This window comes from Microbacterium sp. Se5.02b (assembly GCF_019464375.1).
Lineage (GTDB): Bacteria > Actinomycetota > Actinomycetes > Actinomycetales > Microbacteriaceae > Microbacterium.
On record NZ_CP080491.1, the window covers coordinates 3,254,459 to 3,278,185 of the forward strand.

At 70.5% G+C, this 23,727-nt stretch carries 20 protein-coding genes and 6 pseudogenes; 18 read left to right on the forward strand and 8 right to left on the reverse strand.

Annotated elements, in window-relative coordinates:
• Position 1 precedes the first annotated feature (1 nt).
• Entirely contained in the window at positions 2 to 994 is a 993-nt protein-coding gene (locus K1X59_RS16275; protein WP_183150815.1) for an ABC transporter substrate-binding protein, read from the reverse strand.
• Positions 995 to 1,147: 153 nt separating this feature from the next.
• Here K1X59_RS16275 and K1X59_RS16280 point away from each other — a divergent pair, with 153 nt between their 5' ends.
• The 8 genes and pseudogenes from K1X59_RS16280 to K1X59_RS16315 all read left to right on the forward strand — a co-directional run bounded on the left by K1X59_RS16280 (position 1,148) and on the right by K1X59_RS16315 (position 13,030).
• On the forward strand, positions 1,148 to 1,765 hold the full coding sequence (locus K1X59_RS16280; protein ID WP_202045316.1) for an AraC family transcriptional regulator: 618 nt from the start codon (positions 1,148 to 1,150) through the stop codon (positions 1,763 to 1,765).
• A 179-nt stretch (positions 1,766 to 1,944) separates the two neighbouring features.
• Positions 1,945 to 2,993: pseudogene (locus tag K1X59_RS16285) on the forward strand (iron chelate uptake ABC transporter family permease subunit).
• A gap of 109 nt (positions 2,994 to 3,102) precedes the next feature.
• Positions 3,103 to 4,037: pseudogene (locus K1X59_RS16290) on the forward strand (FecCD family ABC transporter permease).
• Positions 4,034 to 4,807 (forward strand): ABC transporter ATP-binding protein, encoded by a 774-nt coding sequence (locus K1X59_RS16295; protein ID WP_183150817.1) that lies wholly within the window; start codon positions 4,034 to 4,036, stop codon positions 4,805 to 4,807. The pseudogene K1X59_RS16290 and the gene K1X59_RS16295 overlap by 4 nt, the downstream one beginning before the upstream one ends.
• A gap of 241 nt (positions 4,808 to 5,048) precedes the next feature.
• Positions 5,049 to 6,731 (forward strand): ABC-F family ATP-binding cassette domain-containing protein, encoded by a 1,683-nt coding sequence (locus K1X59_RS16300; RefSeq protein ID WP_183150818.1) that lies wholly within the window; start codon positions 5,049 to 5,051, stop codon positions 6,729 to 6,731.
• Between the two features lie 60 nt (positions 6,732 to 6,791).
• A pseudogene (locus K1X59_RS16305) lies at positions 6,792 to 11,395 on the forward strand (ATP-dependent helicase).
• A 22-nt stretch (positions 11,396 to 11,417) separates the two neighbouring features.
• Positions 11,418 to 12,257 (forward strand): EI24 domain-containing protein, encoded by an 840-nt coding sequence (locus tag K1X59_RS16310; RefSeq protein WP_244632099.1) that lies wholly within the window; start codon positions 11,418 to 11,420, stop codon positions 12,255 to 12,257.
• Positions 12,257 to 13,030 carry an Fpg/Nei family DNA glycosylase gene (locus tag K1X59_RS16315; protein ID WP_183150819.1) on the forward strand — a complete coding sequence of 258 codons (774 nt, stop codon included), beginning with the start codon at positions 12,257 to 12,259 and terminating at the stop codon, positions 13,028 to 13,030. Before K1X59_RS16310 ends, K1X59_RS16315 begins: the two co-directional genes overlap by 1 nt.
• A gap of 31 nt (positions 13,031 to 13,061) precedes the next feature.
• On the opposite strand, the pseudogene K1X59_RS16320 reads toward K1X59_RS16315, so the two are convergent.
• Positions 13,062 to 13,477 (reverse strand): annotated as a pseudogene (locus K1X59_RS16320) (helix-turn-helix transcriptional regulator).
• Positions 13,478 to 13,586: 109 nt separating this feature from the next.
• On the opposite strand from K1X59_RS16320, the pseudogene K1X59_RS16325 reads away from it, so the two are divergent.
• Positions 13,587 to 14,048: pseudogene (locus K1X59_RS16325) on the forward strand (hypothetical protein).
• 71 nt (positions 14,049 to 14,119) lie between these two features.
• Here K1X59_RS16325 and K1X59_RS16330 read toward each other — a convergent pair.
• Positions 14,120 to 14,338: a hypothetical protein gene (locus K1X59_RS16330; RefSeq protein WP_220173588.1), complete on the reverse strand. Its 219-nt coding sequence runs from the start codon at positions 14,336 to 14,338 to the stop codon at positions 14,120 to 14,122.
• Between the two features lie 49 nt (positions 14,339 to 14,387).
• Positions 14,388 to 14,960 carry a hypothetical protein gene (locus K1X59_RS16335; RefSeq protein WP_183150820.1) on the reverse strand — a complete coding sequence of 191 codons (573 nt, stop codon included), beginning with the start codon at positions 14,958 to 14,960 and terminating at the stop codon, positions 14,388 to 14,390.
• A gap of 179 nt (positions 14,961 to 15,139) precedes the next feature.
• Between K1X59_RS16335 and K1X59_RS16340 the strand changes: the two genes are divergently transcribed.
• Positions 15,140 to 15,547 carry a DapH/DapD/GlmU-related protein gene (locus tag K1X59_RS16340; protein WP_183150821.1) on the forward strand — a complete coding sequence of 136 codons (408 nt, stop codon included), beginning with the start codon at positions 15,140 to 15,142 and terminating at the stop codon, positions 15,545 to 15,547.
• A 71-nt stretch (positions 15,548 to 15,618) separates the two neighbouring features.
• Here K1X59_RS16340 and K1X59_RS16345 read toward each other — a convergent pair.
• Positions 15,619 to 16,277 (reverse strand): annotated as a pseudogene (locus tag K1X59_RS16345) (LuxR C-terminal-related transcriptional regulator).
• Positions 16,270 to 17,514, reverse strand: coding sequence for an ATP-binding protein (locus K1X59_RS16350; protein WP_220173589.1), 1,245 nt, complete (start codon positions 17,512 to 17,514; stop codon positions 16,270 to 16,272). The pseudogene K1X59_RS16345 and the gene K1X59_RS16350 overlap by 8 nt, the downstream one beginning before the upstream one ends.
• A gap of 112 nt (positions 17,515 to 17,626) precedes the next feature.
• On the opposite strand from K1X59_RS16350, the gene K1X59_RS16355 reads away from it, so the two are divergent.
• The 7 genes from K1X59_RS16355 to K1X59_RS16375 all read left to right on the forward strand — a co-directional run bounded on the left by K1X59_RS16355 (position 17,627) and on the right by K1X59_RS16375 (position 21,089).
• Positions 17,627 to 17,818: a hypothetical protein gene (locus K1X59_RS16355; protein ID WP_220173590.1), complete on the forward strand. Its 192-nt coding sequence runs from the start codon at positions 17,627 to 17,629 to the stop codon at positions 17,816 to 17,818.
• On the forward strand, positions 17,776 to 19,284 hold the full coding sequence (locus K1X59_RS16360; RefSeq protein WP_183150824.1) for a PspC domain-containing protein: 1,509 nt from the start codon (positions 17,776 to 17,778) through the stop codon (positions 19,282 to 19,284). The genes K1X59_RS16355 and K1X59_RS16360 overlap by 43 nt, the downstream gene beginning before the upstream one ends.
• A complete protein-coding gene (locus tag K1X59_RS21775) occupies positions 19,281 to 19,448 on the forward strand; it encodes a hypothetical protein (RefSeq protein WP_244632102.1) in 168 nt (55 codons plus the stop codon). The genes K1X59_RS16360 and K1X59_RS21775 overlap by 4 nt, the downstream gene beginning before the upstream one ends.
• Positions 19,445 to 19,588 (forward strand): hypothetical protein, encoded by a 144-nt coding sequence (locus tag K1X59_RS21780; protein WP_244632103.1) that lies wholly within the window; start codon positions 19,445 to 19,447, stop codon positions 19,586 to 19,588. The genes K1X59_RS21775 and K1X59_RS21780 overlap by 4 nt, the downstream gene beginning before the upstream one ends.
• Positions 19,589 to 19,777: 189 nt before the next feature.
• Positions 19,778 to 19,996, forward strand: coding sequence for a substrate-binding domain-containing protein (locus K1X59_RS21785; RefSeq protein ID WP_258566891.1), 219 nt, complete (start codon positions 19,778 to 19,780; stop codon positions 19,994 to 19,996).
• Complete coding sequence (locus K1X59_RS21790; RefSeq protein ID WP_258566892.1) at positions 19,966 to 20,337, forward strand: LysR substrate-binding domain-containing protein; 372 nt, start codon at positions 19,966 to 19,968, stop codon at positions 20,335 to 20,337. Before K1X59_RS21785 ends, K1X59_RS21790 begins: the two co-directional genes overlap by 31 nt.
• Positions 20,338 to 20,372: 35 nt before the next feature.
• Positions 20,373 to 21,089: a glutamine amidotransferase-related protein gene (locus tag K1X59_RS16375; RefSeq protein WP_220173591.1), complete on the forward strand. Its 717-nt coding sequence runs from the start codon at positions 20,373 to 20,375 to the stop codon at positions 21,087 to 21,089.
• A 1-nt stretch (position 21,090) separates the two neighbouring features.
• On the opposite strand, the gene K1X59_RS21795 is transcribed toward K1X59_RS16375, so the two are convergent.
• Complete coding sequence (locus K1X59_RS21795) at positions 21,091 to 21,258, reverse strand: hypothetical protein (protein WP_244632105.1); 168 nt, start codon at positions 21,256 to 21,258, stop codon at positions 21,091 to 21,093.
• Positions 21,259 to 21,556: 298 nt separating this feature from the next.
• Positions 21,557 to 22,771: a cation:proton antiporter gene (locus K1X59_RS16385; RefSeq protein WP_183150826.1), complete on the reverse strand. Its 1,215-nt coding sequence runs from the start codon at positions 22,769 to 22,771 to the stop codon at positions 21,557 to 21,559.
• A gap of 86 nt (positions 22,772 to 22,857) precedes the next feature.
• Here K1X59_RS16385 and purU point away from each other — a divergent pair, with 86 nt between their 5' ends.
• Positions 22,858 to 23,709: a formyltetrahydrofolate deformylase gene (gene purU / locus K1X59_RS16390; protein ID WP_047524587.1), complete on the forward strand. Its 852-nt coding sequence runs from the start codon at positions 22,858 to 22,860 to the stop codon at positions 23,707 to 23,709.
• Positions 23,710 to 23,727: the final 18 nt, after the last annotated feature.

Below are 23,727 nucleotides of genomic sequence, written 5' to 3' on the forward strand. Positions count from 1 at the left end.
CTCAGCCGAACAGCTCCTCGATGATGTCGAGCAGAGCCAGCGCCTCGTCGTAGTCGCCACGGGCGACCCAGTACGGCAGCACGTAGGCGGCGTCGTCCTGGAACGCCGGGAGCGCGGCGAGGACCGGGTTCTCGGACAGCGTGTCGATGTCGCCGATGTCGGTGTTGAAGCCGGTGATGAAGACAGTCGGCTGCGTGATGACCTGGCCGACCTGCTCGGTCGACAGCTCGAACGAGTCGCCGCCCGGGGTGTAGGGCTCGTAGCCGCCCTCGGCGAAGAGCGGTGCGGCCTCGATGCCGACGGCGTCGAACACCACGGGAAGGCCCATGTCCTCGCGGGCGACGTACACCGTGCCGTCGGGGAGGATCGAGAGGAAAGCGGAGGGAGCGGTCGGGACCGTGATGTTCGCCGCGACCTCGTCCACGCGGTCCTCGTACGCCGCGAGCGCCTCGTCATAGAGCTCGCCCTTGCCGAAGACGTCCTCGGCGAGGAACGAGTACTGGTCCTGCCATGTCGCCTTGTCTCCGCTCACCAGAACGGTGGGCGCGATATCGCTGAGGTCGTCGTAGGCATCGGTGGCGAGGAACAGCGGGAAGCCGATGCCACCGCCGACGATCAGGTCGGGCTCGAGCGCGAGGATCGCCTCGAGGTCGAAGCCGTCGCCGCTCCAGGTGATGAACTCGGTGCCCTGCTTCTCGGCATCCTCTGCCCAGAAGTCGGAGAACGACGCCTCGTAGCCGAAGTCCTCGGAGGTGAGCGCCGCGACCGGCACGTCGAGGTCGTAGAGGTAGCCGGCGAGTGCGTAGTTCAGCACCACGACCTTCTGCGGATCGGCGGGGACGGTGACCTCGCCCTGCTCGGTGGTGACGACGCGGGTCGTCGCCTCTTCGGATGCGCCGGCTCCCGACTCGGGGGCGGGATCGGCGGCGCACGATGCCAGGGCGAACAGGGCGACCACGGGGAGCGCGGCGAGAAGGCGGAAGGATCTGGACATGGAGAGACCTCGGGTTCGACGGGTGCAGGGACCGGCGGGCAGGCGACGGACGGCGCCGCTCGGGTAAGGTAAGGCTATTCTCACTAACCGGTCGAATCGTGACGCATGCGACATCGACGCGGACGGATACGACATGTCTCGGAGGGGAACCGCGTGCGATCCACCGCCCTCGCCGGCACCGTCCCGGAGAACTCGATCCGTTTCCTCGGACACGACACCCATGAGCACGACGAGCCGCACGTCGTCTACGTGGTGACGGGGTCGGCCGTGCTGACCGTCGACGGCGTCGACATCCCGCTCGGCCGGCACGAGGCCGCCTGGCTGCAGCCGCACATCCCTCACGCGGTCAGGGTGCGCGAGGGCGGGACGGTCCTGGGGCCGATCCTCGAGGATGCCGCATCGCCCGCGACGCGCGTCCGCGTGCTCGGTGTGGTCCCCGCACTCGTCGACGTCATGACCACCGCGCTCGTCGCAGCGCCCAGCACCGATGAGCAGATCCTGCCGTTCCGCCGGGCGATCGCCCGCGTTCTGGAGACCGTGTCACGCCCGTACTTCCCCGTCGTGTACCCCGAGCATCCGGCCGCCAAGCGTCTCGCGAAAGATGCTCTGCGTCTGCCTCTCCCCCTCGACGAGCTGTCGGCACGCCATCGGATGAGCGCCCGCCAGGTGCAGCGCATCTTCGTCACGGAGACGGGCTGGTCGTTCTCGCGCTGGCGGGGTCGGGCTCGCATGAATGCCGCGGTCGCGCACCTGGTGGGGGCGGCGACCTGACCGCGGCAGCACGGCTCTCGGGTTTCCGCACCAGGTCGGGGCTCGTGAAGGCCCTCAGCCGAGAGACCGGGATCCCCTCCGACCGCCTCACTGCCGATGCCCGCGGCGCCCTCACCGACGCCTGAACCGCACGGCGCGACGGTCGAAGCTGTTAGCGTTTCGGCGTCCAGAGGAGCCCCATGACCACCGCCACGCGCACCGAGCCGGCCACCGGATCCGGCGTTCGGCAGACGCGTACCCGGCGCCGGGTGTTCGGACTCGTCGTCTCGCTGTTGCTCCTCGCCGTACTGTGTGTGCTGAGCGTGGTCGTGGGGTCGGCCGCGCTGCCGCTCGACGTGGTCTGGAAGGCGTTCGTGGCACCGGACGGATCGGTGAGCCAGGTCACGGTCACCAGCGCCCGCGTCGACCGCACGGTGCTCGGCCTCCTCGTGGGCGCCGCGCTGGGAGTCTCGGGGCGCTCATCCAGGCTCTCACCCGGAACCCGCTCGCCGATCCCGGCATCCTCGGGGTGAACGCCGGAGCGGGCTTCGCGGTCACGCTCGCGGTGGCCTTCCTCGGGATCACCCGGATCGACCAGTACCTGCCGTTCGCGTTCGTCGGCGCCATCGCGGCGTCCGCTCTCGTCTACCTCGCTGCCGGCGCCGGTCGTGGTACGGGGTCTCCAGTGCGTCTGACGCTGGTCGGTGTGGCGTTCGCGGCTGTGCTCACCGGGTTCTCGCACACGCTCGCCCTCATCGACACCGAGACGTTCGACCGGATGCGCTTCTGGGGTGCGGGCACGCTCGCCGATCGCCCGAGCGGCACCATCGACGCGATCCTCGTGCCGATCGCGGTCGGACTCCTGATCGCGGCGTTCTGCGCGCGTCCGCTGAACGCCCTCGCACTCGGTGAAGACACCGCGCGGGCCGTCGGGGTACGGCTCGGCGTCACACGGGTCGCGATCATCCTGGCCGTCGCGCTCCTGTGCGGCGCGGCGACGGCGGCCGTCGGACCCCTGGTGTTCGTCGGACTGGTCGTCCCCCACGCCGTGCGATGGATCACCGGACCCGACTGGATCTGGATCACGCTGTACTCCGCCATGCTCGCGCCCGCCCTGGTGCTCGGCGCCGACATCCTCGGACGGATCCTCGTGATCCCCGCCGAGCTGCAGGTCGGCGTGATGCTGCCGCTGATCGGCGCGCCCGTGCTCATCGCGCTCGTCCGCGGCCGGAAGGCGAAGGCCCTGTGAGCGCGACCCTCGTCCTGCGCGCGGGCCCCTCTCGGTGCGCACCACCCGCCGGATGCTGCTGGTGTGCGCGACGCTCATCGCGCTCTCCCTCGGCCTCGCCGTCTGGGCGATGACGCTCGGCAGCTACGGAGTGAGCGCCGGTGAGGTGATCGGCGCCTTCCTCGGACAGTCCGAAGGTGCGGTGCGCAAGGTCGTCATCGAGTGGCGGGCGCCCCGGGTGGTCGCGGCGCTGCTGTTCGGCGCGGCGCTGGGCATCTCGGGCAGCATCTTCCAGTCCCTCACCCGCAACCCCTGGGCAGCCCGGATGTGATCGGCTTCAGCACCGGCTCGTACTCGGGCGTGATCCTGATGATGCTGACCGGCGCGACCGGCTATGCCGCCTACGCCGCCGGGGCGCTGATCGGCGGCGTGCTGACCCGCGACGATCGTCTACCTGCTGGCGTTCCGCCGCGGCATGCAGGGGTTCCGGCTCATCATCGTCGGCATCGCGATGGGCGCGCTCCTGCAGTCCCTGAACACATGGTTCAGCACCAGGGCCGACGTCGACCTCGCGCTGCGTGCGGCCGTCTGGGGCGCGGGATCCCTCGCGGCGGTCGACTGGACCACTCTCGGGTTCGCGGCGATCGCGATCGCCGCGGTACTGCTGTGCGCACCCGCCGCTCAGCGCCGGATGCGACGGCTCGAGCTGGGCGACGACGCCGCGGCCATGCTCGGCATCCCCTCGAACGCACGCGCGGCATGCTCATGCTGCTCGGGGTGGCCGCGATCGCCGCGGTGACCGCCGCCGCGGGGCCGATCGCGTTCGTGGCCCTGGCCGCCCCGCAGATCGGGCAGCGGCTGACCGGGCGCGGCACCTCGGTCGACCTCGTCGGGGCCGCGCTGACCGGGTCGGTGCTGCTGCTCGTCGCGGATGTGATCGCCCAGCATGCGATCCCCGACGTGACCCTGCCGACCGGTGCCGTGACGATCTGCATCGGCGGCCTCTATCTGCTCGTGCTGCTCACGCGCGAGAGCAGGCGCTTCACCGGAGGAGGACGACGATGACACGACTCGCGACCGAGGACCTGCGCGCCGGCTACGGCGGACGCGGGGTGCTCGTCGGACTCGACGTTCGGATCCCCGATGGCGAACTCACGGTGATCGTCGGGCCGAACGCCTGCGGCAAGTCGACGCTGCTGCGCGCGCTTGCCCGGCTGCTCCCCGCCACCGGAGGCCGCGTGCTCCTGGACGGCGGCGACATCACCCGCCTGTCGACGAAGGAGGTGGCACGGCGGATGGGTCTACTGCCGCAGAGCCCGCTCGCCCCCGAGGGAATCACGGTCGCGGACCTCGTCGGACGCGGCCGCTACCCGCATCAGAGCGTGCTCTCGAGTTGGTCGGCCGACGACGAGCGGGCGGTCACGGAGGCCATGGCGGCCACGAACGTCACCGACCTCGCCGAGCGCAACGTCGACGAACTCTCCGGTGGACAGCGCCAGCGTGCCTGGATCGCGATGGCGCTGGCCCAGGAAACCCCGATCCTGCTACTGGACGAGCCGACGACGTTCCTCGACATCGGGCATCAGATCGAGGTGCTCGAACTCGTCACCCGGCTGCACCAGGAGGGGCGGACGGTCGTCGTGGTGCTGCACGACATCAACCAGGCCGCCCGCTACGCCTCGCACCTAGTCGCGATGAAGGACGGGCGCATCGTCGCCGAGGGCGCACCGCGCGACATCGTCGATGCGCGGCTGCTCACCGAGCTGTTCGACCTGGAGGCGCGAGTGATCGCCGACCCCGATACCGGTGCACCCGTCGTGCTCCCCGGTCGCTGAGACCCAGCTCCGACACGCCCGGGTTGCGCAACGGCGACACGCCCGGGTATCGTCGGGGAGTCCTGTCCGCCGTGTCTGGAAGTCCTTTGATCTGATCCGTCGCCTCCGCGCTCCTCTTTCCGCGCGCTGACCCGACGATCGCCGACTCCACGGCAGACCCTCCCCACCGCATTCCGTGATGCGTTCACGGCCCGGCAGGGGCTCGGTGTCAGTGCACCCTCGCACTCGACAGGAGACACTCATGTCAACCCCCACCACCCTTCACGCGTCGGTCGTCCTCGACCGGCTCACCTTCACCCGGCCGGACGGATCGGTCGCTCTCGACGGCATCTCCGGAGCGTTCGGCTCCGGCCGCACGGGCCTCGTCGGTCGCAACGGCGCCGGCAAGTCGACGCTGCTCCGTCTGATGGCCGGGCAGCTCGCTCCGACCTCGGGCACCGTCACGGCCTCCGGCGAGGTCGCGTACCTCCCTCAACAGTTGACCCTCGACGTCGACCGCCGCGTCGCCGAGCTTCTCGGGGTGTCCGAGGCGCTCGACGCCGTGCGTGCCATCGGCGCGGGCGACGTCGATCCCGCGCACTTCGACGCGGTCGGCGACGACTGGGACATCGAGGCGCGCGCCGAGGCGTCGCTGGCGGAGGCCGGCCTCGCCCCGGAGTTCCTCGACCGCAGGGTCGGAGAGCTGTCCGGCGGCGAGGCGGTGCTCGTCGCGATCGCCGGCATCCGTCTGCGCCGCGCACCGATCACCCTCCTCGACGAGCCGACCAACAACCTCGACCGCGACGCCAGGGCGAAGCTCGCGGCGATGGTGCGCGCCTGGAAGGGAACGCTCATCGTCGTCAGCCACGACCTTTCGCTGCTCGAACTGATGGATGAGACCGCCGAGCTGTACGCCCAGACGCTGAGCGTGTTCGGCGGTCCGTACTCCGAGTGGCGGGCGTGGCTGGATACGGAGCAGGATGCCGCGAAGCAGGCAGAGGTCGCCGCCGCCCAGGCCCTCCGCAAGGAGAAGCGCCAGCGGATCGAGGCCGAGGTCAAGCTCGCTCATCGCGCCCGCATGGCGAAGAAAGCACAGATCGAGAAGCGGGTGCCGAAGATCATCGCGCACGGCCGGAAGATGGCCGCCGAGGTGTCTGCCGGCAAGCTCCGCACCGAGGTCGGCGCGAAGGAGGACGCGGCGCGTTCGATGCTCGACGAGGCCGGTCGGCGCGTGCGGTCCGACAGCTCGATGAAGATCGAGCTACCCGATCCGCAGGTCTCACGCACCCGCCGCATCGCCGAGATCGGCGACGCGGAGCGCACCTGGGTGATCCAGGGCCCGGAGCGCGTCGCCCTGATCGGGCGGAACGGCGCGGGGAAGACGACGCTTCTCGAGCGGTTGGTCGCGAGCGCGGCAGTCGTCTCGTCGGAGTCCGCCGCGATCACCCCGGAGGCGGATGCCGGCACGGACTCGGCGGCGGAGTCGACGAGCAGCGAGCGCCCGATGCTCGTCGCCGAAGCCCGCACCGACCAGATCGGCTACCTGCCGCAGCGGGTCGACGGCCTCGACGAGGATCGTTCGGTGTTCGAGAACATCGCGGCTGCGGCACCGCACATGCCGGAGAAGGAGCTGCGCAACCGGCTCGCACGGTTCCTGATCCGTGGGGCGACGGCCGAGCGACCGGTCGCCTCGTTGTCCGGCGGCGAGCGCTTCCGGGTCGCCCTCGCGAAGCTCCTGCTCGCCGACCCCGCGCCGCATCTCGTGGTGCTGGACGAGCCGACGAACAACCTCGACCTCGACACGGTCGACCAGCTCGTCGAAGCGCTCCGCGCCTACCGCGGCGCTGTGCTGATCGTGAGCCATGACGACGCGTTCCTCGCACGGCTCGACCTCGACCTCACGCTCGAGATCGACCAGGAGGGAGCCTTGCGCGAAGTCGTCTGACGGCCCGGTCGCGATGCACGTCGCGGCCCCGATGTCGGTGGCAGGAAGCATGATGGAGGGATGAGCGATGTGCTCGACCGCTTCACCCCCGCCACGCAAGACTGGTTCCGGGGGCGTTTCCCGCGCCCACGCCGGCGCAGGCGGGCGCGTGGAATGCCATCTCCGCGGGCAAGCACGCGCTCGTGGTCGCGCCCACGGGCTCGGGCAAGACCCTGTCCGCATTCCTGTGGGCGATCGACAGCGTGTTCCGCGAGCGCATGGACGAGGCGGCCCCTCCGGCGAAGGGCGATCCGCGCACGCGCATCCTCTACATCTCGCCGCTGAAGGCGCTCGGCGTCGACGTCGAGCGCAACCTCCGTTCCCCGCTGATCGGCATCGGTCAGTCGGCCCGGCGGCTCGGCGTGCCCGCGCCCGCTGTCACCGTCGGGGTGCGGTCGGGCGACACCACGTCGAGCGATCGACGCAAGCTCGTGTCCGATCCGCCCGACATCCTCATCACGACCCCCGAGTCGTTGTACCTCATGCTCACGAGCCGCGCGGGCGAGACGCTGCGCGGCGTGCACACCGTCATCATCGACGAGGTGCACGCCGTCGCGGCGACCAAGCGCGGTGCCCACCTCGCCGTGAGCCTTGAGCGTCTCGACGCCCTCCGCCGCGCGAACGGCATCGACGCACCCGCACAGCGGATCGGGCTCTCGGCGACGGTCCGCCCCATCGACGAGGTGGCCCGGTTCCTCGGCGGCGCGGCGCCGGTCGAGATCGTCGCACCGCCGGCGTCGAAGACGTTCGAGCTCGGTGTCGTCGTGCCGTTGGACGACATGACCAATCCACCGCCGCCTCCCGGTGTCCCCGGCGAGGCAGCGGACGCCGAGTACAGCGAGGTCACCGGGTCGGTCTGGCCGCATGTGGAGGAGGCGATCGTCGACCGCATCCTGCAGAACAATTCGACCATCGTGTTCGCCAACTCCCGTCGCCTGGCCGAGCGCCTCACAGGGCGCTTGAACGAGATCTACCCGAGCGCATCGGCGTCGAGCTTCCGGCGGCGACCGTGCCTGCGGCCATGATGGCGCAGGCGGGAGCGACCGCAGGTGCCGACCCCGTGCTCGCCAAGGCCCACCACGGCTCGGTTTCGAAGGAGCAGCGGGCGCAGGTCGAAGAGGAGCTCAAGTCGGGGTGCTGCGGTGCGTCGTCGCGACGAGCAGCCTCGAGCTCGGCATCGACATGGGCGCGGTCGACCTCGTCATCCAGGTCGAGGCTCCCCCGTCGGCCGCTTCCGGCCTGCAGCGTGTGGGTCGCGCCGGCCACCAGGTGGGCGAGATCAGTCGCGCCGCCCTCTTCCCCAAGCACCGCGGAGACGTGCTGCACACCGCGATCGTCACCGAGCGGATGCTGGCGGGCAAGATCGAGGCCATCCAGGTGCCGCGCAATCCGCTCGACATCCTGGCGCAGCAGACGGTCGCCGCGAGCGCCCTCGGCGCCATCAGCGTCGAGGAGTGGTTCGAGACCGTGCGCCGTTCCGCCCCCTTCCAGTCGCTTCCGCGATCGGCCTACGAGGCGACGCTCGATCTGCTGGCTGGCCGCTTCCCCTCCGACGAGTTCGCCGAGCTGCGGCCACGACTGGTGTGGGACCGCGATGCCGGCACTCTCACCGGGCGCCCCGGCGCTCAGCGCATCGCGGTCACCAGTGGCGGCACGATCCCCGACCGCGGACTGTTCGGAGTCTTCGTCGCCGGCGAGTCGACGGGCGCCAGGGTGGGCGAGCTCGACGAAGAGATGGTCTACGAGTCTCGGGTGGGCGATGTGTTCACCCTCGGCACCACCAGCTGGCGCATCGCCGAGATCACCCACGACCGCGTCAATGTGATCCCCGCATACGGCCAGCCGGGAAAGGTGCCGTTCTGGCATGGCGACGGCATCGGGCGTCCGTTCGAGCTCGGTGAGGCGCTGGGGGCGTTCTCGCGGGAGGTGTCGTCCGCCGTCCCCGAGAAGGCGCAGCAGCAGCGGCTGATCGACGCGGGCCTCGACGAGCAGGCACGTGCGAACCTCATGGCGCACCTCACCGAGCAGCGCGAGGCGACGGGCACACTCCCCACCGACCGCACGCTCACGGTCGAGCGCGGCCGCGACGAGGTCGGCGACTGGCGCGTGATCCTGCATTCCCCGTACGGCATGAAGGTGCACGCGCCCTGGGCGCTCGCCATCAACGCCCGCGTGCGCGAACGGCTCGGCGTCGAGGGGTCGGCGGTCGCGAGCGACGACGGCATCATCGTGCGGATCCCGGATGCCGAGGCCGAGCCGCCTGGAGCCGAGCTGTTCGTGTTCGACCCGGAAGAGCTCGAGCATGTGGTCACCCAGGAGGTGGGCGGTTCCGCCCTGTTCGCCTCACGGTTCCGCGAGTGCGCCGCACGCGCCTTGCTCATGCCGCGCATGAACCCGAACAAGCGCACCCCGCTCTGGCAGCAGCGACAGCGGTCGGCGCAGCTCCTCGAGGTGGCGAGACGGCATCCGACGTTCCCGGTGATCCTCGAGACCCTGCGCGAGGTGCTGCAGGACGTTTACGATCTCCCGTCGCTGCGGAAGCTGGCGACATCGATCGCCGACCGCCGCATCCGGCTGGTCGAGACCGAACCGGGCCAGCCGTCGCCCTACGCGCGAGACCTGCTGTTCGGCTACGTGGGCGCCTTCATGTACGAAGGGGACTCACCCTCGCCGAGCGCAGGGCGGCCGCACTGTCGGTCGACCCCGCGCTGCTCGGCGAGCTCCTCGGCACCGTCGAGCTGCGTGAGCTGCTCGACCCCGACGTGATCGCCCAGTTCGAGCGCGAGGCCCAGCGCCTCGACTCCGATCGCAGAGCGCGCGGGCTCGAGGGGGTCGCCGACCTCCTGCGCATGCTCGGACCCCTCGACGCCGAAGAGGTCGCCCTGCGCCTCGACCCCGCGAGCATCGCCGGCGAGACGAGCGAGACCGTCGACGCGGCCACCGCCTCCGCCCTGCTGGACGAGCTCGTGAGCGCGCGCCGGGCGATCCCGGTGACGATCGCCGGCGCGCACCGTGTCGCCGCGATCGAAGACGCTGGGCGATTGCGCGACGCACTGGGCGCCGCACTCCCCACCGGGATCCCCGTGGCCTTCCTGGAACCGGTCGCCGACCCGCTCGGCGACCTGATCGCCCGCCACGCGCGCACGCACGGCCCGTTCACGACGGATGCCGTCGCCACGAGGTTCGGCCTCGGCGCCGCAGTGGCCCGGCACACCCTGCAGCGGCTGGAGACGACCGGACGGCTCACGAGCGGCTACTTCCTGCCGGAGGCTGCGGGCAGCGGCGACGCGATCGAGTGGTGCGACTCCGAGGTGCTGCGTCGGCTCAGGATGCGCTCGCTCGCGGCGATCCGCGGTTCGGTCGAGCCGGTGTCTCCCGAGGCATACGCGCGCTTCCTCCCCGACTGGCAGCACATCGGCCGACCGCTCGAGGGCGTCGACGGGGTGCTCAGCGTGATCGAGCAGTTCGCCGGAGTGCCGATCCCCGCGAGCGCGTGGGAGTCGCTCGTGCTGCCGTCCAGGGTGCGCGACTACTCCCCCGCCCTGCTCGACGAGCTCACGGCCGCCGGCGAGGTCATCTGGTCCGGACACGGCACCCTTCCGGGACGTGACGGCTGGGTCTCGATGCATCCCGTCGACCTCGCGCCCTTCACCCTTCCCGAGCGCGAGGCCGAGATCGCTCCCGATTCGCTGGAGTCACGGATCCTCATCGCACTCGACGTCGGCGGCGCCTACTTCGCGAGTCAGCTGAAAGAGATGGCGGCGGCCGAGAACGAGCAGTCCGTGCTCGAGGCGCTGTGGTCGCTCACGTGGTCGGGCTACGTCACCAACGACACCTTCGCCCCGATCCGCTCGCTGCTGGCCGGCGGCTCCCAAGCCCACAAGGTGAAGCGCAGGGCTCCGCGTGCCCGCACCTATCGGGGCATGTCGCTCACGGGTTCCGCTGCACCCCGCCCCACGTCGATCGGCGGACGCTGGTCGATGCTCCCCGCCCTCGAAACGGATGCCGCGCGCAGGGCCACGGTCACCGCCGGCCTCCTGCTCGACCGCTACGGCGTGGTCACCCGCGGCGCCGTGCAGGCCGAGGGCGTTCCCGGTGGTTTCGCCCAGGCGTACCGCGTTCTCGCCGGGTTCGAAGAAGCAGGGCACTGCCGCCGCGGCTACGTGATCGAGAAGCTCGGCGCCGCACAGTTCGCCGCCTCCGGCACGGTCGATCGGTTGCGCACCTACGCCGGGCTCGCCGATCCACCACCCCGGCATGCCGTGACGCTCGCGGCGACCGACCCCGCGAATCCCTACGGCGCGGCGCTCGGATGGCCCAAGCTCGACGGCGTCTCGCACCGGCCGGGGCGCAAGGCGGGAGGACTGGTCGTGCTGGTCGACGGCGCCCTCGTGCTCTCCCTCGAGCGCGGCGGCCGCACCGTGCTGTCGTTCAGCGACGACGAAGAGGTGCTGCGGGCCGCCGCCGCCGACCTGGCCGCGACGGCGCGCACCCGACGCCTCGACACCCTGACCGTCGAGAAGATCAACGGCGAGGGTGTGTACGGCACCCCGCTCGCCGTCGCCCTACAGGAGGCCGGATTCGTGGCCACTCCGCGCGGCTTCACCCTCCGCAAGGTCGTCTGACTCTGCACCTACGCTGGAAGCCATGATCCGAGAGTTCGCCGCCGGCATCCGCACCCTGCTGCGCGGGTTCGGATTGTGGCGCACCCGGCCGGGGCTCATGGTGCTCGGGCTGATCCCCGCGATCATCGCCCTCGTCGTGCTCGCGGCCGCTCTCGTCCCACTGGTGATCGGTCTGCCGACGGTCTCATCGTGGCTGACGCCGTTCGCGGAGGGATGGCTCGAGCCGTGGAAGGGGCTGCTGCGCGCCGCGGTCGGTTTCGTGGTGGTGGCCGCAGCCCTGGCGCTCGCCAGCGTCGTCTTCAGCGCCCTGACCCTGACGATCGGCGACCCGTTCTACCAGCGCATCTGGCACGTGGTCGAGCTCGATCTCGGCGAGGCCCCGCCTGCCGATGGTGGCAGCTTCTGGACGACCCTCGGCGAGGGGCTGCGACTGGTGCTGCTCGGCATCCTGATCGCGATCGGCGTCCTGCTGATCGGACTCATCCCTGCCGTCGGCGGTTTCCTCGGACCCGTCGCCGGGGTGGTCCTGACCGGGCGGCTGCTCGCACGCGAGCTCACGGGACGCGCCTTCGACGCCCGCGACCTGAGTCCGGCCGACCGGGCCGCGCTGTTCTCCGGCAGCCGCGCACGCGTGCTCGGCTTCGGTGTCGCGACCCAGCTCTGTTTCCTGATCCCCGGCGGAGCCGTCGCCGTCATGCCGGCCGCGGTCGCCGGGAGCACGATGCTCGCGCGCGACATGCTCGCCCGCACCGTGATCGTCGCACCGGCCCCGTCGCCGCACCCCGTGTCGCCGCGCCCCGAGTCGCCGCACCTCGAGTCGCCTCCGCCTCCGCCTGCCGCCGCCGCCGACGGGACGCCCTGATGCCCGAGGGCGATACCGTCTTCCGCACCGCACGGCGTCTCGACGAGGCGTTGGCCGGCGCAGATGTGACGCGCTTCGACCTGCGCGTGCCACGGTTCGCGACGCTCGACCTCACGGGTCAACGCGTGCACGCCGTCGTGCCCCGCGGGAAGCATCTCCTCGCCCGCATCGGCGACAGCACGCTTCATTCCCATCTGCGCATGGACGGTGCCTGGTTCGTGTATCGACCGGGTGAGAAGTGGCGGCACCCGTCGTTCAAGGTCCGGGCGATCGTCGGAACGGACGAGCACGAGGCCGTGGGCGTCGACATCGCCGAGATCGAGGTCGTCCCCACCCGAGACGAGGATCAGCTCGTCGGCTACCTGGGGCCGGATCCCCTGGCCGACGATTGGGATGCCGCGGAGGCCATCCGACGACTCGGCGCCGACACGCGGAGCATCCACGTCGCTCTCCTCGATCAGCGCAACGTCGCGGGGTTCGGCAACGAATACGCCGCAGAGCTCCTGTTCCTGCGCGGGATCCTGCCGACGCGGCCGACACCCGAGGTCGACGTGCCCGCCCTCCTCGAGCTCGGAGTGCGCACCATCCGCGCCAACCGCGACCGTCGCCACCGGACCTTCACCGGCATCGATCGCCCTGGTCAGGGCACTTGGGTCTACGGCCGCGCCGGGCGCCCATGCCGCCGCTGCGGAACCCTCATCCGCCGTGGCGAGCAGGGCGCGGATCCGACTCGCGAACGCATCACGTTCTGGTGCCCGGTCTGCCAGCGCTGACACCGCGCCGCTGACACCTCGACCGCATCGGTCACTCGCAGCGGCGCCCGTGCACCGGCGGGGCGTCCGCCGGCGGGGTCCCGACCTCCTGAACGGTGTGACCGCTGCAGGCGCGGGTCGTCATGCGGGCCTGCTCGATGCGGGGAACGACGAACCAGAGCATCGCGTCGCGCAGAAGGCACCAGCCGGCCAGGTACCACTGGCCGTTCGTGGGGGCGAACATCACGGGCTCGACCTCACGTGCGGCCGTGGCACCGGCGAGGGAGGTGCAGCGGATCCTGCGCCGGCGACAGGGTGACCGGCGGCAGGGATGCACTCGACGCCAATCCGTACCCACCACCGGGTCCTGGGCGCGGCGAGGTCTCGCTTCACCGTCCGCACCGATACCTCGAACTCGGTGGCGAGGCGCTCCGCCTCGTATCCGCGCGTGCCGTTGCGGCGCAGCATCTCCGTGAGGGCATGGAGCCGGTCGGATCACTTCACCGTCGGGGCCTCGTGGAATTCATGACAGGAGTAGTGCGATACAGCTGTCCGGAGCGGCTGCGAGCATCGAGGCATGACGACAGAAAGTCGGAACTCGACCATCATCCTGATCGCGGGCCACTGGCTCGGTGCGTGGGCCTGGGACGAGGTAAGGGAGCGCCTGGTGTCCCTCGGCGCTCTCGCGATCGCCCTCACGCTCCCCGGTCTCGGCGGAGCGGCCCGTGGTGCTCGTGGGCCACAGCGGGGCCAACGCTCCGCTCAGCATCGTGCTCGACCGGCATCCGGAGGCCGTGCTCCGCAGCCCGTCGAGCTCACGAACGAGGTGCGCCGCCGAGTCCCCACCACCCTGGTCTGCTGCTCCATCCCCAGCGTGCAGCTGCTGGAACTCGCACGAGCCGGGCACCCCATGTTCGCCGAGGTCGATGCCCTCGGCGATCTCGAGGTCATCGACCTCCCGACCGGGCGCTGGCCGATGTGGAACCGTCCTGAGGATCTCGCGAAGGTGATCGGTTCCGCGGCGACCTCAGCGAACTAGGGCACGCAGCTGCACCACGCTAACAGCCCGATCGGGTTTCACCGGAACGCCATGATCGTCGCAGGAGTTGTCTAGTCCGGGGGGATCGACTTCGCGCGCTTCGCTCGATCTGCTTCTTCTCGTACTTGACGTGCAGTGAGCCAGCGGGTGGCGAAGCCGAGCATGATGACGCCTGTGATCGCGGCGGGCCATGCGAGGGGTACGGGTACATATTGCAGGCACAGCATGAGGGCGACGGGCATGCTCACAAGGCCGGCGATGAAGATGGCGGGTGGGGAGTTGGTGCTCATCCTCGGCGGAACACCGCTGTTCTGAGCAGATCCCTCCGGCGGCTGCTGTTCAGCATTGGATGAGTCCACCGACGGTCCCTCCGAGGAATCCACCAACGCCAGCAAGTGTTGCGCCAGGCACACACCCCGTTTCGATTCCGACCACGCATCCCGCGATCACTCCGCCAGCCATCGTGCCAATCGCGGTCTTTCTCACGCAGTCCCAATAGTTACCCGCGCGAGGTGTGATGACTGATCCGTCCGTCGCCGCCCCCGCTGGAGTAAAGGTGAAGGTGAGTGTGCCCCCTTCTTCCATGGCCCAGGCCCCATCGACCGTTTTGCCGGAGCTCGTGGTCAACGTGGTCGGGAATGCGCTGCTCTCCCCTGTGGTGTTCGAGTGGATCGCAACAATGTCTCCGTGCTGCTGCAGTGTCAAGTCGCTGCCGAGTCGATATGACATGGTCACACTGGCACCGGTTGTCGATTCGATCTCGAACTCGTATGCCCCCGGAGCCAGCGCGGCTTGTTCAAGGGAGACCTCGGCGCTGGTCGGCATCTCCGTCGCCTGCGCCATAGGCGCAGCAATCACGCCGACCAAAAGCGATACAGCGACTCCAGCGATTGCATGTGAGTAGATCTTCATGATGCGAACCTCCTATTTTTCGCAGGACTCCAACCGTATAAAATGTTACCTGTTACTGTCTGTCCCCTCTTTGGGGGACAGAGCCTCCCACCGCATTCCCTACATCCATCCGAGGGAATGAATCCGCCCCAGCCGTGGTTGTTGATATATCCGGAGAACTCCGGAGCACGGGAGGAATCGTGGGCAAGAACTACGTCGACATCGAGAACGACCAGGGCGCGACGCTGCGGTACCGCAAGCACGCGAACGGCCGAGGTCTCGTCGCGCATGGCGCGAAGGTGCATCCGAAGGCGCACATCGAGGCGGGTGCCTACATCGAACCGGGTGCGCGCGTCGGGGCCGGGGCGACCATCGCCCGCGGGGCCTGGATCGACGAAGACGCCGTGATCGGCGAGGGTGCGTTCGTCGACGCCCACGCGCACATCGGTCAGGGAGCCGCGATCGGCGACCACGCGTACGTGGGCGTTCGCACCGACGTCGGCGCCGGAGCACGCATCGTCCGCGGCGCCAGGATCGGCGACGACGAGACCGTCGCCGCAGGTCTCACGATCGCGACGGACCAGAAGGGCCTCTGGCTCGCAGCCTGACCGCGCCGCGTTCGGCGTGATCGCACTCCGCTCACCGCGCCTCGCAGCCTGACCAAACCGCCACGCGGTGACTACAGCAGTCGCCGCTCCGACGCCCAGGCGGTGAGTTCGTGCCGCGACGAGAGCTGCAGCTTGCGCAGCACGGATGACACGTGGGTCTCGACCGTCTTGATCGAGATGAACAGCTCGGAGGCGACCTCTTTGTAGGCGTAGCCGCGGGCGATCAGCCGCATGACCTCCTGCTCGCGCGCCGAGAGACGGTCGAGTTCATCGGTCGCAGTCGCGGTCTCGCCCGCCACCGCCCCGAACGCGTCGAGCACGAACCCGGCGAGTCGCGGCGAGAACACCGCATCGCCGTCGGACACGGCATGCACCGCCTTGCTGACCTCGATGCCCGACGATCCCTTGGTGATGTATCCCCTCGCCCCCGCGCGGATCACCCGCACGACATCGGCCGCGGCATCCGACACGCTCAGCGCCAGGAACCGTGCCGCGGTCGACCCCGAACCGCGGATCACGGCCTCTCCCCGGTCGCGTCCTCGCCGGGACCGCCCGGCAGGTGCACGTCGAGCAGCACCACATCGGGCTGGGTGGCGCCGATCACGGCGATGGCGGACGGCACGTCCGCCGCCTCACCTACGACGTCGACGCTCGCATCGAGATCGGCACGCAGACCGGAGCGGAAGATGGAGTGGTCGTCGACGATCACGACGCGGATGCTGTCAGCCACGGTTCTCCTCCCGAGTGGATGCGGGGCGAGGGGCCGATCTCTCGCCGTGGGTGCCCGAGGTGATGCTCAGATGCACCTCGGTGCCGTGCTCGTCGCTGCGCACGGCTCCCGATCCACCGGCGCGACGCATCCGGCCGATGATCGACTCCCGCACCCCGAGTCGATCGCTCGGCACGTCATCGAGCGAGAACCCGGCACCACGGTCACGGATGAACACGTCGACGCTCGTCGCGCTGCCCTCGATGTAGACCGAGATCTCGCCTCCCGCGTGCCGCGCGGCGTTCAGGATCGCCTCTCGTGCCGCTGCCGCCAACTCGCCGCTCGCGCGTTCGGCCGAGAGGCCGGCCGAGACGACGTCGATGCGCACGGGGTAGTCGAGTTCGAGCGCCCCCGCATAGTCGCGCAGATCCGTCGGCAGGTCGCTGTCGGCCGGGGCGTCGCCGTCGTACAACCAGGCCCGCAGCTCGCGCTCCTGCGCCCGTGCGAGCCGAGCGGCCTCGCTGGAGGCCCCGGCCCTGTTCTGGATCAGGGCGAGGGTCTGCAGCACCGAATCGTGCAGGTGCGCGGCCATCTGACTGCGCTGCTCCTCCCTGATGCGGCGGACCCGCTCACCGGAGAGCTCGCGCCAGCGGGGCATCGCCGACGAGGCCACGGCCGCGAGCCCCGCGAGAGGGAGGAGCACCAGCGCAACGCCTGACCGAGCGACCGGCCAGGAGAGCAACACCGTGAACAGCAGCGCGAGCAGCAGGATCGAGACGACCCGCACGGTCAACGTGTGCCGCGGCCCACGGGCCGTATCGGTGCGGTCGACGAGGGTGGCCCACAGCCCGGCACCGGTCGCGAGCGCGGCAGTGCCGCCCACCACGACAGCGGCCAGGGTCGGCGGGATCGACCCGCTCAGCCAGTCGCTGCCCCCACGCCAGGCCAGCACGACGAGCATCCCTACGGCGGCAGGGGCGAGCAGCAGCCAGGCCACCGGTATCCGCCTCGTCGGGGCGCTCTCGCCCTCGGCCCACGGCGTGAAGACCCAGCACCAGGTATAGAGCAGGATGCCGGCGCCACCGCAGAGGGTGAGCGCGATGAACAGCGCCCGCACCAAGCCCACGCGCACGCCGAGGTGACGCGCGAGACCAGCACTCACGCCGGCCACCAGGCAGTCGCGATCGCGGGTCAGCGGCGGGCGTGGCGGCGCCGCCACGCGCGGAGGTCGCGCAGAAGCGTGCGCCGAAGAGGACATGACGCCATCCAATCATCCGCCTGCCCTGCCCGGGTCCTCCCTGGCGCAGAATCAGGGGTCGCTCAGGGGTTCCCCCATGGCAGCGAGCACACGCTGCCGCCAGGATCGAAGCATGACGATTCCGACCGCGCCACCACCCCCTGCCGACCACGCCGCTCCGGCCACCGGCACAGCGGGCACCGGCATCCCCCGTGGCGCCGAGCGATTCCTCCTCTGGGTGGCCGGTCTCGGCGTCGCACGGACCGAGGGCTGGCTGGGGGTGTGGCGGCAGGCATCGCCGCACGACTGCGGATCGACCCGCTGATCGTGCGCGGGGTCCTCGTGGTCGCGGCGCTGTTCGGCCTTCCGGTCATCTTCCTGTACGCCGCAGCCTGGGCGCTGCTGCCCGACGTCGACGGCCGCGTGCACGTCCGCGACCTGCTGCGTCGCGACTACCAGCCGGTGCAGTGGGGAATCCTCGCGATGGCGGTCATCGGGCTGTTCCCGACCGCGCCGCTCGCCGGCCGCCTCTTCGGTCTCGGCTACGACGGCTGGTCCGCCCTGTCCTTCCTCAGCTGGATCGTCGGGCTCGTGCTCGTCGCCGTCCTGCTGTTCCTGATCGTGCGTGCTGCGAGCCGCACCCCGGGTGCTTCCGCGCCTGATCTGCCGATGGCTTCCGCAGATCAGGCGGCCCCGGCCGCGTCCGTCCCCCTCGGCGATTCGGGTGTCGCCGAGAGGGCGGACGCCACACTTCCGTATGGCGCGTACACGGTGGCCGGTGAACCCGTCGCGGAGCCTTCTGCGGGCGGCACCGACGCCGACGCCGATGACGCCGGGAGCCCGAGCGTATCGAGAGATGACACGATCCCCGATGTGCCCCCGGCCCCCTTCACCGCCGCCACTCCACCCGCGCCTCCGGCTCCCCTGCCTCCCGGCTCGCACGACCCGGCCGCGCTCGATGCCTGGCGTGCCCAGCACGCTGCCTGGAGGGAACAGGACCAGGCGTGGCGACGCCAGCAGCAGGACGTCGAGCGCGCCGCCCGCGACCAACTGCGCCGCGAGCGTCAGGCCGAAGCAGCGGTGTTCGCCGCAGAGGCCACGGAACGCCGCCGTATCCGTCGAGCGTCGAACCCGCGGGCCGGGTTCGCCTTCACCGCGACGATGATCGGCCTCGCCATCATCACGGGTGCCGCAGTCGGACTCGGCGCGGGCGCAGACACGGTCGGCGGCGCGCTCGGCCTCCTCGCCGCGGCCCTCATCCTGGCCCTCGGGATGGTGGTCGCCGGTGCCTTCCGTCGCCGCAGCGGCTTCCTGGCCTTCACCACCGTCGTCACCCTGGTCGGCGGGCTCATCGCCGGCGGGTTCGCCGCCTTCCCCGGACTCACGCTGGCGAACAGCGTGGTGATGGGCAACGACGGGCCGGCGCACATCCGTCAGCCCTTCGGCGATGTGTTCCTGACGCTGAGCCCCTCCGGCGAAGCCGCAGAGCCGATCGTCTTCGACAAGGGAACCGGCACGGTCTACATCTTCGTGCAGCCCGGAGTCGAGCTCGACCTGCGAGCCACCGTCGACACCGCGACGGCGCGCTGGACGCGGGTCGACGCCACGAACGAGGAGATCCTCGGTCACGGCACCTGGCCCGCCAGGGCGCAGGACGGAGGGTCGGTGATCTCCGAGAAGATCACCGCGGATGGCGCCCCCGTGACGACGGTGCAGCGCGTGACCATCCATCAGACCAGCGGCGAGATCGCCGTGACCGTCGTCGAGCCCGAGAAGGAAGACCAGCGATGAGCACCACGACCACCGATGCGACCACGCCACCACGCACCCGCTGGGCGGCCATCATCTGGGGACTGCTGTTCGCGACCATCGCCGCCGTCGCGCTGGGCCAGCTCGCCGACGCGACCCGCCGTGAGACGATCGCGGACGCCCTGATGGGCATGACACCCCCATGATCACCACGCTCCTCCTCCTCACCGCCGGCGTGCTGCTGCTCGTCGGCGGCGCCGCAGGGCTGATCCGCCGTGCGCAGCGCACGCTGTCGGCGGCGGCGTCCGATGAGCGACGAGAAGTGCCGAGTCCGCTCGCCGAGTAGCCTTGACCCCATGGCGAATCAGGGAAGACGACCCGCGAAGGGCGCCGGGCGCGGCACACCGGTACGCCGGAACAAGGCCGCCCCGGCCGAGCGTTTCCCCCGCAGAAGCCCAAGAAGAAGACCGCCAAGGTCGTCTTCGACGCCCCACACCCGGAACCCGAGGCACCGCGCACCTTCCGACTCGGCGCGGTGCCCGGTGCGACTCCGGGCAAGTGGATCGACGCGTGGAAGCAGCGGATGCCCCATGTGCCGCTCGAACTCGTCCCGATCGAGGCCGCCACGCAGCGCGCTGCCCTCGACGAGGTCGATGCCGCTCTGGTGCGGCTGCCCCTGACGGACGAGTCGCTGCACATCATCCCCTGTACGACGAACTCCCGGTGGTCGTCGCCGCAGCCGACTCGCACCTGATGGCCGCGGAGGAGCTCACGGCCGCCGACCTGGCGGGCGAGGTCGTGATCGGCCTCACCGACGACGTGCTCGGGGCTCCCGACCTGCCAGGGACGACACCGGCGCGCTTCGCCGCGCTGCCGACCGACCAGGCGATCGCGGTCGCGGCATCCGGTGTCGGCATCATGATCGTGCCGATGTCGCTCGCCCGGATGCATCACCGCAAGGATGCCGATCACCGTGTCCTCGCCGACGGACCGACCTCGACGGTCGCTCTCGTCTGGCCGCGCGAGCGCACCACGCCCGACGTCGAGACGTTCGTCGGCATCGTCCGCGGTCGCACCGCGAACTCCTCCCGGTGACCGGCGACGTTCGTCGCGCTCGTTAGAATCTCCTGATGGCCTCGCTCCTCTACGTCTGCGTGCGCCCCGAGCTCGGGGCGGCGGATGCCGAGCACGCATCGTTCCGGCGGGCACTCGGCGTCGACGTGGTCGACCGGCTCGACCTGCTGCAGACGCCGCTCGAAATCGCGCGGGTACGCGGGTACGACGGGGTCGTGGTCGGCGGGTCTCCGTACAACGTCTCCGACACGCAGAAGTCCGCCGAGCAGTTGCGTGTCGAGGCCGACCTGCGCACCCTGGCCGACGCGGCCATCGACGCCGAGGTCGCCGTGTTCTTCACCTGCTTCAGCATCGGCGTCGTGACCCGCATGCTCGGTGGCGAGGTGGTCACCGACACCCCGGAGCCCGCGAGCGCCACCGTGATCGACGTGACCGAAGCCGGCGCCGCCGACCCCGTCTTCGGCCCCAGCGGCCCGGCGCTCACGGTCTTCACGGCACACAAGGAGAGCGCGGAGAGCACCCCGCCCGGTGCCGTGCTGCTCGCCACCAACGAGGTGTGCCCTGTGCAGGCCTACCGTGTGGGCACGCACCTCTACGCGGCCCAGTTCCACCCGGAGCCCACTCCCCGCGACTTCGCCGACCGGATGACGTTCTACCGCACCACCGGCTACTTCGACCCGGAGGAGTTCGACGCGGTGCAGCAGCAGGTGCTCGCGGCTTCCGTGACCGAGGGCGCGGCGCTCCTGCGGCGATTCGCGCAGACCTTCGCCTGAGTCAGCTGTCGGCCGAGCCGCGCAGCAGGGCGACGCGCTCGCGCAGGTACGCCTCCAGCGGCATGTAGCCCCCGGCGGCGCTCCAGCGCACCGACGGCACCCCGTCGACCAGTGCCAGCGGGCCGGACGAGCCCCGGCATCCACGGCATCGACGTCGATCACGCTCCACCCCACGTGCACGACCTCACCCTCGTCGAACCCGCCGCGCAGAGCCTCCGCCCGGCGCTCGGCACGCTCCCTCGCCGATTCGGCCGTGTAGCCGCGGCGTCCCGGGTCTGCGGCCCGCAGCACCTCGGCGGTCGCCAACGCGTGGGTCTCGGTCAGCAGCAGCACGCCCAGGTGCCAGGCCTCTCCGACGCGCACGATGCGTCGCCCCCGCCAGCGCGATTCGCGCTGCTCGCCCAGGCCTTCCGTCGGCGCGCCCGCGAGGTTCCCCACGGCCGCGGTCAGCTGAGCCGACGCCGTCGTCACAGCTCCCCCTGCACGGACTCACCCGCGCGCGGAGGACCCACGACCTCGGCGCGATCGCCGTGCAGGGTCATCCCGATCAACGGGTACAGCAGCACGGAGAGCATGCCGGCACCCACGAGTGCGGCCGCCGTTCCGGTATCGAGCATGTCCTGGTCGACGCCGATCGCCGTGACCGCGACGATGATCGGCAGGCCCGTCGCCGCGAGCAGTCCGAGCGCCGCACGGTCGCGGACGCTCATGCCCTGCGGAGCCGACAGCTGCGCCGCCGCACCGCGGATGACGAGCAGCGCGATCAGGAAGATCGGCACGAGGGCGAGTGCGGCCGGCGAGGTGAGCAGCGCCTGCAGATCGAAGGTCACGCCCGTGTAGAGGAAGAAGATCGGCACCAGGAAGCCGAAGGCGATCGCCTCGATCTTGCTCTCGACCTGCTCCGCCGACTCCTTCGGCGCACGCGCCATGATGATCCGCCACACCGCGCCCGCCACGAACGCGCCGAGCAGCATGTCGAGATCGAGCATCACGCTGAGGCCGACCAGAGCCGCGATCAGAAGGATGACGAAACGCACCCCGAACTGATCGGACGTGTGCAACGTGGCTCGGACGATGCGATGCAGCCGCCCGTGCGGAACACGGTGCGCGAGCAGGACGGCGAGACCCGCCAGCACCACGAAGGCGAGCAGCACGGCGGTGGCGATGGGGGTGGTCCGGGTGCTCAGGAAGATCGAGATCGCTATCAGCGGCAGGAACTCCCCGACCGCCCCGACCGTGCTGATCGCGCGGCCGAACGGCGTGTCGAGCTCCCGCGCATCGCGCAGTATCGGCATCAGCGTGCCCAGCGCCGTGGAGCTGAGGGCGATGCCGACGACGACCATCCCCTCGCCCGGCGCGAAGAAGAACCCGAGCCCGATGCCGAGCAGCACGCTGAGGAGCCACCCGAGCGAGGCCCGAGCGAGGGGCTTCCCCGTCACCTGACGGAAGTCGATCTCGGTGCCGGCGACGAAGAACAGCAGCGCGAGCCCGAAGTCGCTGAGCTTCTCGAGCAGCGGCCCCGGCTCGACCCATCCGAGCACGGCAGGACCGACGAGGATGCCGAGCACGAGCTCGAACACCACGATCGGTACGCGGACGACCGGCCGGACACCCCGGGCGAGCAGGGGCGCGGCGACAGCCAGCAGGGGGATCAGCACCAGGCCGAGGTCGCTCGCTTCCACGAGACTCAGAGTAGCGAGTGGGCTCCCGCGATTCGCCCCCGGTGTGCATCCACGGCAGAATCGATGCACACCCTCGAGGAGCCCCCATGTCTCAGCCCGACACCGCCCGCCTGCTCATCGCCTGCGACGATCAGCCCGGCATCGTCGCCGCCGTGGCCGGTGTGCTCGCCCAGCACGGGGCGAACATCATCTCGCTCGACCAGCACTCGACCGACTCGGAGGGTGGACGGTTCTTCCAGCGCACCGTGATCCACCTCGACGGCCTCGCCGCCGCACGTCCCGCCCTCGAGGCCGACATCGCGGTCGTCGCGGAGCGTTTCGGCATGGAGTGGTCGCTGCACGACGTCGCCCGGCGCAAGCGCGTCGCGATCTTCGTGTCGAAGTACGACCACTGCCTGATGGAGCTGCTGTGGCGCACACAGCGCGGCCAGCTCGACATCGACATCACGATGGTCGTCTCGAACCACCCCGATCTCGCCGAGTCGGTCCGCTCGTTCGGTGTGCCGTTCGTGCACATCCCGTCCGGCGACAAGGCGGCCATGGAGGAGCGTCAGCTCGAACTGCTGCGCGGCAACGTCGACCTGGTGGTGCTCGCGCGCTACATGCAGATCCTCACCGACGACTTCATCACCCGCCTCGAGGCACCGGTGATCAACATCCACCACTCGTTCCTGCCCGCGTTCATCGGCGCGAACCCGTATGCGCGAGCCAAGGATCGCGGCGTCAAGCTGATCGGCGCGACCGCGCACTACGCGACGGCCGACCTCGACGAGGGCCCGATCATCGAGCAGGACGTCACCCGCGTGACCCACTCGGAGTCGGCGGCGGAGCTGCAGAGCCGCGGCGCCGACGTCGAGCGTCTGGTGCTCGCCCGCGCGGTGCAGTGGCATGCGGAGGACCGGGTGATCGTGCACGGCAAGTCCACGGTCATCCTCTAGACGGAGTCCCCCGCGGTT